This window comes from Frateuria sp. YIM B11624, from assembly GCF_049727805.1.
Lineage (GTDB): Bacteria > Pseudomonadota > Gammaproteobacteria > Xanthomonadales > Rhodanobacteraceae > Frateuria_A.
The window spans coordinates 1-8,009 of the sequence record NZ_JBCNYA010000057.1; the positions used below are offsets into that span (position 1 = coordinate 1).

Below are 8,009 nucleotides of genomic sequence, written 5' to 3' on the forward strand. Positions count from 1 at the left end.
GTTTTCCACGAGCTGTGGCGTTCTGCGCCGTGCGGGTCCCGGCCCCGGCACGACGATCGAGGATGCAAGACGCCCGCGCGCGGACCCGGCATGTGCCGGGCCCGCGCGCGTTCGCCTAGTCGTCGGCGCCGAACTTGTAGGTCAGGCCCAGGTAGTACTGGCGCCCGGCGTACTCGAGCTGGTTCAGCCGTGCCGTCGTATCGCTGCCCAGGTACGAGCGCGGCATGGCGCGCGTCAGGTTGATGATCGACGCGGTCAGCATCAGGTGCTTGTTGAACTCGTAGTCGCCGTTCAGATCGATCTGGTGGTAGGGCCGCGTGTAGATGGGCAGGCCCGCCGCGAGTCCCTGCATGGTGCGCCCGATCCAGTTGCTGGTCGCCCGCAGCAGAAGGCCGTTCTTCTCGTAGAACAGCGACACGTTGGCCGCGAACTTGGCGCTGCCGATCAGCTCTGACTTGCCGACCTGCGTGTCGCCGAGCGAGACCGGCGTTTCGTTGGTCTTGTTGAGCGTGTAGTTGGCGATGTAGCCGAAGCCCGACTTGAAGGTGTGCTGCGTGTAGAGCTCCACGCCCTTGGACGTGCCCGAGCGGCCGTTGGCGTTGGTGCTGTACTGCAGGAAGTTCGTCGGCGTGCCGCCGACGTCCACCATGATGTTGTTGACGGTGACCGGCACGACGAAGTTCTTCACTTTCTTCTGGAACAGGTCCAGGCCGACCACCGACTCGGGCGCGTAGTACCACTCGCCGGCCAGGTCGAACTGGGTGGCGGTGAACGGTTTCAGGTCCGGGTTGGCGCCGCTGCCGTACCAGCCCGGCGGGGGTGCGCCGAACTGCTTGCGGTCGTCGTAGTACGCCTGGGTGTTGTTGGTGAGGCTGCCGAGCTGGGCCAGATCGGTGTAGTTGGCGCGGGCCATCGCCTGCGAGCCGGCGGCGCGCAGCACGAAGTCCTCGGCGAAGGTCCAGGCGACGTTGAAGCTCGGCAGCAGCTTGTTGTAGCGCTTGCTGCTGGAGTCGTTGGCGGAAGTCTCGATCACCGACTGCTCGCGCGGCAGGTACTGGAAGTCGCCCGGCGCGCATGGCCCGCCGCCGGCGTTCACGCCGCTGGCCGGGCAGATCAGGATGTTGCCCGCGGCGTCGTGGTAGTACACCGCGTTGTTGGTGGTGATCTGGTTGGCGACCGTGATGTCCTGCTGGGTGCTGACGAAGCGCAGGCCCACGTTGCCGCGCAGCGAGCCGGTGTCGAAGTTCGCCTGCACGTAGGCCGCCGAGATCTTCTCGTCGATGGACGAAGTGTCCTGCGGGCGGTTGTAGATCGTCCGGTCGTAGGTGGCGTTGAGGTAGTTGTAGTAGGCCGGGTAGTTGATCGCCGGGAAGATGCTGTCGTTGTAGGCGTCGTTGCTGCCATCGAGCATGTTCGGCAACAGGAAGTCCGCGGGCAGCTGGCCGGCAGTCGGATCACAGGTCTGGAACTGCAGCGTGGTGCCCTTGCAGTACCAGCGCACCTCATTGCTCTGCTGCTCGGCATGGTTTTTCCGGTACTTGACGCCGAACTGCAGCGACTGCACCCAGCCGCTGTCGAAGGCCCAGGTGAAGTCGGCCTGCGCGAAGTTCTGCGAGGTGTCGGTGTTGACCATGTTGGAGCCGGTCGAGCCCAGGTCCACCTGCCCCGCGCCGGCGAGCATGTTCTCAAGCACATCGGGCGCAGCGGTGATGGTCGGCCGGCCGTTGATCGTCCACGCGGCGCCGTTGCTGCCGTCCACCCACTGGCCGTTGACGAAGTTGCGCGGCTTGGCGGCCATGCCCAGTTCGATCGACGGGCCACCCGTGGCCCAGGTGCGGCCGACGTTGAACGAGCCGCTCAGGGCGCCGCCGTTGTCCCATTCGCCCATGAGGTTGGCCGTCTGCGAGGTGGCCTTCTCGACCGAGTAGTTGCCGTTGAGCCACGGAATCTCCGTGGAGCAGACGTCCACCGCCTGGCGCGGCTCGCCCGTGACGGGGTTGGTCGTCGAATTGCAGCCCTGGCCTGCGGGCGGAAGCACGTAGTTGGCGCCGGTGACGACGGTGCCCGACGGATCGAACGTCAGGCCGCCGGGGGCGAGCAGCCGGCCCTGTTGGTTGCTGAAATCGCTGTCGTTGGGCAGGCCCCACTCGGGGATCTCCAGCGTGTTGGTGATCTGCGACTGCTCGCGCTGGAAGCGGAAGTAGTTGCCGGTCAGCAGCAGGTGATCGAAGGGCTTGAATTGCAGGGTGGCCTGGGCGCCCTTGGTCTTGAGGTCGAGCTGGTTGCGGCTGGTGGAAAACTGCTGCGGCATCCAGTAGCCCGAATACGGGTTGCCCGCCTGGTCGACCACGCCGTTCCCCCACAGGTCGATGTTCGAAGCGACGCTGCTGTCGTACGGCTGACCGCGCACGTTGACCGGCGGTTGGGCACACGTCGTGATGTCGGAACAGTTGTCCGCCCACCAGTGCCAGCTCGATGCGTTGGCCGTGTAGTCGACGTCGCGGCGCTTCTGGTACGTGCCGGCGAGCAGGATGCCGAAGGTCTCGTCCTTGTTCTTCCACGACCACAGCGCCGAACCCTGCGGGGTGATCTTGCTGCTGTTGTCCGAGCCGGCGGCGGTGAGCGACACGAAGCCGTCGTTCGCCGCCATCTCCAGCGGACGGCGCGTGCGCAGGTCCACGTTGCCGCCGATGCCGCCTTCGTCCAGGCGCGCTTCCAGGCTCTTGTAGAGCTTGATGTCGGAGAACATGTTGGCCGGCATCAGCGTGTAGTTGAACGAGCGCGTCAGGCCGGCCGAGGTGTCGGCCGAGGCCACGTAATTGCCGTTCAACTCGGTCAGCGTCAGCTCGGGGGCGAGGCCGCGGATGCTGACCGTCTTGCCTTCGCCGGATTCGCGGGTGATGACCACGCCGGGCACGTGCGCCAGCGCATCGGCGATGTTCTTGGCGGGGAACTGCGCGATGTTCTGCGCGTTGATCACCTCGACGATCGAGTTCGAGTCGCGCTTGTCCTGGATGTTCTGGTTGATCGACTGGCGATAGCCGCTGACGATGACCGCCTGCAGGTTGGTCGCCTGCTGCTTGTCCGCCTTCTTCGCCTGCGCGCCGTCGGTCGCCGGTGGCGGCGCGGTCGTCGAGGCGGCCGCCGGAGCGGTCTGCGCGGCGGCCGTCCCGGGCAGGCCCAGGCAGGCGCCGAACGGCAAGGTGGCCGCGACGAGCGCGGCGTACAGCGGCTTGCGGGTAAAGACGTGTGGCAGATGCGTCATTGGTGTGATCCCCATTTGGTGTGCGTCCTTCCGGCGGACTCGGATCCGCTCATCCGCGTTTGGCGGAATCGGAAGACGGCTGGCCGCGTTGCTCCTGCCCCACCGGCTGGCGTTGTCCGGTACGGGCGCGAAATGGCGCGGTAATCCCCCTCGCGTGGTCGTGCTCTTGCCGGCTGTCGCCTCCTGGAAACATTGGATCGATCCAAATTTCGGGTGCAGATTGGGTGCTCGAAGCCGTGGTTTTCTTCCCCGGGGTGTTCCGGCGAGGGGAGCTGAAGCCGCGGACCGCCTGTCCGCCTACCTGCGCCGTGGCGTCCGACTAAAAGGCGGCCGACGTGAAGACAAGGTGATGGAAGATCCGGCCGGTTCCAGGCGGGCGAACGCCGTCCCACAGGCGGAGCCTGCCTGCGAAGCCTTGCGGGAGTTCGTGTCGGGGCTCGTCCCGGGGTCGGACCGCGCGTAACCGTCGGGTGAACGCCGGATCGGGAAGCGCCGCACGGGCCGGAGAAACCTCCACGGTTCGGATTTTCCTGCGGACATGAAAAAGCCCTGCCGGTCGCCCGGCAGGGCTGTTCGGATGACCTGGGGAGCCGCAGCTCCGGGCGGTCAGATCGCGTAGTACATCTGGAATTCCAGCGGGTGCGTGCTGGCGCGGTAGGCGGTCACTTCCTTCATCTTCAGCTCGATGTAGGCGTCGATGAAGTCGTCGGTGAACACGCCGCCGGCCTTGAGGAACTCGCGATCCTTGTCCAGCGCGTTGAGCGCCTCGTCCAGGCTCGCGCACACCTGCGGGATGTTCTTCTCCTCTTCCGGCGGCAGGTCGTACAGGTCCTTGTCCGCCGGCGCGCCCGGGTCGATCTTGTTGATGATGCCGTCCAGGCCGGCCATCATCAGCGCGGTGAACACCAGGTAGCCGGAGTTCATCGGATCGGGGAAGCGCACCTCGATGCGGCGGCCCTTCGGGCTGGACACGTACGGGATGCGGCAGCTCGCCGAGCGGTTGCGCGCCGAGTAGGCCAGCATCACCGGCGCCTCGAAGCCCGGCACCAGGCGCTTGTAGCTGTTGGTGGTGGAGTTGGCGAACGCGTTGATCGCCTTGGCGTGCTTGAAGATGCCGCCGATATACCACAGCGCCAGCTGGCTCAGGCCGCCGTACAGCTCGCCGGCGAACAGGTTCTGCCCGTCCTTGGCCAGCGACTGGTGCACGTGCATGCCCGAGCCGTTGTCGCCGACGATCGGCTTGGGCATGAAAGTCACGGTCTTGCCGTTCTGGTGCGCCACGTTCTTGATGACGTACTTCATCGTCATCAGCTCGTCGGCCTTCTTCACCAGCGTGTTGAACTTGACGCCGATCTCGCACTGGCCGGCGTTGGCCACCTCGTGGTGATGCACCTCGACCACCTGGCCGAGCGATTCGAGCACCTTGCACATGTCCGCGCGCAGGTCGCCCAGCGAGTCGACCGGCGACACCGGAAAGTAGCCGCCCTTCACGCCCGGGCGGTGGCCGGTGTTCTGGCCCTCGTACTTGTAGCGCGAGCTCCACGAGGCTTCTTCGGAGCCGATCTCGTAGAACACGCGGCCCATGTCGTTCTGCCAGCGCACCGAGTCGAAGATGAAGAATTCCGGCTCCGGACCGAAGAAGGCCGTGTCGGCGATCCCGGTGGACTTCAGGAACGCCTCGCCGCGCTTGGCGATCGAGCGCGGATCGCGGCCGTAGGCCTGCATGGTCGAGGGCTCGAGCACGTCGCAGTGCAGGATCAGCTGCTTGTGCTGCGAGAACGGATCCAGGTGCGCGGTGTCCGGATCGGGCAGCAGCACCATGTCCGACTCGTTGATGCCCTTCCAGCCCGGGATCGAGGAGCCGTCGAACATCTTGCCGTCCTCGAACGTGCCCTCGTCGATGGCGTGTGCGGGGAAGGTGACGTGGTGGTGCTTGCCGAGCATGTCGGCAAAACGCAGGTCGACGAATTCGACGTCGTGTTCGGCGATCAGGTCGAGCACTTTCTGGGCGGTCATGGGCGCAAGCCTCGGAGCGGTGAATGGGATGCGCGCGTTGTTGCAATGCGCATGCCAGCGGTGCCCGAAGCGGGGCGCACCGCCGGAAGAGGCCGCCATGGCGCGCCGCGGCGCGGATCGGCCGCGCAGGATGGCCGCTTGCGGGCGTCCAGTTGCACCGGTTCCATCCATCCATTGCACCTGTTTGGAGCAATGAACGCTCACGCCGCCCTGTCCGCTTCCCCGTAAGCTATGCCGCTTTACGCATCGCCGGAGAGTCCTTAGTGAGCGACCTGATCCGCGTCATCCTGCTCGGCATCATCGAGGGCATCACCGAGTTCCTGCCGATCTCCTCGACGGGCCACCTGCTGATCGCCGAGCAACTGGGGCTGGGGCAGCGCTCGGACCTGTTCAATATCGGCATCCAGGCCGGCGCGATCCTGGCGGTGACGCTGATCTACTGGAAGCGCCTGTGGCAGTTGCTGACCCAATGGCGCGATCCGGCCAACCGCGACTATCTGGCCAAGCTGACGGTGGCGTTCCTGATCACCGCGGTGCTCGGCTTCATCGCGGTGAAGTGCGGCTTTACCTTGCCCGACACGGTCACGCCGATCGCCTGGGCGCTGGTCATCGGCGGCTTCTGGATGCTCGGCGCCGAGGCGGTCGCGGCACGCCAGCCGGACCGGCGCGAGGTGACCTGGACGGTGGCCGTGCTGGTCGGCATCGCGCAGATGCTCGCCGGCATCTTCCCCGGCACCTCGCGCTCGGCCGCGACCATCTTCGCCGCGCTGCTGGCCGGCACCAGCAACCGCGCCGCGGCCACCGAATTCGCCTTCCTGGTCGGCATCCCGACCATGTACGCGGCGACCGGCTACGAGCTGCTGAAGGTGCTGAAGAACGGCGGTGCGGTGCACGAGGACTGGAGCGCGCTCGTCGTCGGCTTCGTGGTCTCGGCGATCGTCGCCTTCGCCGCGGTGAAGTGGCTGCTCGGCTACATCCGCACGCACCGCTTCACGCCGTTCGCGATCTACCGTATCGCACTAGGCCTCGCGTTGCTGCTGTGGTTGCCCGCCGGCGGTTGAGCCATCCGGCCAGCCTGCCGGGTGCGGCCACTGGCGCCGGACGCCTCATGACCGCGGCCGACGCCGGACAAGCTGAAACACCGCTCAGGCCAGCGTTGCAACCTGTGGCGTCACCTTGCCGGCCGGGCGCGCCGGCAGCCGGAACTGCGGCTCATTGGTCCGCTCGAACAGCTCGCGTACCCATTCGATGAAGGCCTGCACGCGTGCGGACAGGTGCTTCTTCTGCGGGTAGACGATCCACACCGGCTTGCCGGTGGAACGGGTGTCGGTCATGACCAGTTCGAGTTTGCCCAGGTCGAGCATGCAGGCGATCATCATGTGCGGCGCCTGGGTGATGCCCAGCCCCGCAGCGACCGCCTGGATCACCGATTCGGCGTCGTTGATCAGCAGATGGCCTTCGACGTCCACGGCGATCGGCCCGTTGGCGCCGTCGAACATCCACTGCCGCGGACGGCCGTTGGGATAGACGTAGTTGATGCAGCGGTGCTGCTTGAGGTCCTCGATCGTCCGCGGCGCGCCGTGGCGGGCCAGATACTCGGGCGAGGCGCACACCACGTTGCGCAGGTAGCCGATCTTGCGCGCGATCAGGCTGGAGTCCTCCAGTTCGCCCACGCGGATGGCGCAGTCGATGCCCTCGCCGTTCATGTCGGCCGGCAGGTCGCTCATCGACAGTTCCAGCCGGATGTCGGGGTAGCGCTGCTCGAATTCGGTCAGCCGCGGGATCACCGCCGCGCGCCCCACCGCCAGCGAGAGGCCCACGCGCAGCCTGCCGATCGGCTTGCGGTTGGCGTAGCCCAGCGCCTCGGTGGCTTCGGCCAGGTCAGCCAGGATGTCCTTGCAACGGGCGTGGAACACCGCGCCGTCGTCGGTCAGCCGCAGCGAGCGGGTGGAACGGAACAGCAGGCGCGCGCCCAGGCGCTCCTCCAGCCGCGACACCGCACGGCTGACGCCCGACGGGGTCATGTTCAGTTGCGCGGCGGCGGCCGCGAAGCTCTTGGCCTCGACCACTCGGACGAAGGCGGAAATTGCTGCAAAGTCTTCCATTGGAGGCGACTCCAGGGTTATTCGTGACTCGTCGTCACTATTGCATTGCACCACATCGCGGTTTTCTATACCAGCAAGTATACCTATTCTCCCGGGCCTCGCCGATCCAGTACCGATCGGTGCACTAATTTCGAACCCGGGAGCACAGCATGAAAAAGCGATGGATCCTCTTGAGCCTGGCCGTGGCGGTGGCGGCCGGCAGCTGGGCGGTGCTCGGCAGCCACGGCGAAAGCCACGCGCAGGAAGCCGGTACGCCGCCCCCGCCCGCGGTCACCGTCGCACAAACGCTGGTGCGGCCGGTGAGCGATACGGATGCCTTCACCGGACGCCTGCAGGCCGTGGACACGGTCGAAGTGCATCCGCGCGTGAGCGGCTATGTCACCGCGGTGCATTTCAAGGAAGGCGCGCGGGTGCGCAAGGGCGAACTCCTGTTCACCATCGACCCGCGGCCCTACCAGGCCGAAGTCGACCGGCTCGCCGCCACGCTGAACCAGGCGCATGCCGAGCAGAAGCTGGCCGAATCGAACGCCGAGCGCGCGAAGAAGCTGCTGGCGCAGCATGCAATCTCCACGCAGGAAGCCGACCGCCTGACCACCGCGGCGGCCAGCGCCAAGGCGCAGGCC

General features: G+C 66.5%; 5 protein-coding genes. 2 read left to right on the top strand and 3 right to left on the bottom strand.

Features of this window, described 5'->3' with window-relative positions; all coding sequences use genetic code 11:
- Positions 1–115: 115 nt before the first annotated feature.
- Both AAIL17_RS18065 and glnA read right to left on the bottom strand, forming a co-directional pair.
- The gene (locus AAIL17_RS18065) at positions 116–3,265 is read right to left on the bottom strand and encodes a TonB-dependent receptor (protein WP_424684218.1); all 3,150 of its coding nucleotides are present in this window, start codon (positions 3,263–3,265) and stop codon (positions 116–118) included.
- Between the two features lie 606 nt (positions 3,266–3,871).
- Entirely contained in the window at positions 3,872–5,281 is a 1,410-nt protein-coding gene (glnA, locus tag AAIL17_RS18070; RefSeq protein ID WP_424684219.1) for a type I glutamate--ammonia ligase, read from the bottom strand.
- 263 nt (positions 5,282–5,544) lie between these two features.
- Here glnA and AAIL17_RS18075 point away from each other — a divergent pair, with 263 nt between their 5' ends.
- Entirely contained in the window at positions 5,545–6,342 is a 798-nt protein-coding gene (locus AAIL17_RS18075) for an undecaprenyl-diphosphate phosphatase (RefSeq protein WP_424684220.1), read from the top strand.
- Between the two features lie 84 nt (positions 6,343–6,426).
- Here the strand turns inward: AAIL17_RS18075 and AAIL17_RS18080 are convergent, their stop codons facing one another.
- Entirely contained in the window at positions 6,427–7,386 is a 960-nt protein-coding gene (locus AAIL17_RS18080; protein ID WP_424684221.1) for a LysR family transcriptional regulator, read from the bottom strand.
- Between the two features lie 149 nt (positions 7,387–7,535).
- On the opposite strand from AAIL17_RS18080, the gene AAIL17_RS18085 reads away from it, so the two are divergent.
- On the top strand, positions 7,536–8,009 hold a 474-nt coding region (locus tag AAIL17_RS18085), incomplete at its 3' end, for an efflux RND transporter periplasmic adaptor subunit (protein WP_424684222.1).

Bases quoted from the DNA above. Each gene is read 5' to 3' on its own strand.
- AAIL17_RS18065 (WP_424684218.1), bottom strand. From the start codon at position 3,265: ATGACGCATCTGCCACACGTCTTTACCCGCAAGCCGCTGTACGCCGCG.
- AAIL17_RS18080 (WP_424684221.1), bottom strand. From the start codon at position 7,386: ATGGAAGACTTTGCAGCAATTTCCGCCTTCGTCCGAGTGGTCGAGGCC.
- glnA (WP_424684219.1), bottom strand. From the start codon at position 5,281: ATGACCGCCCAGAAAGTGCTCGACCTGATCGCCGAACACGACGTCGAA.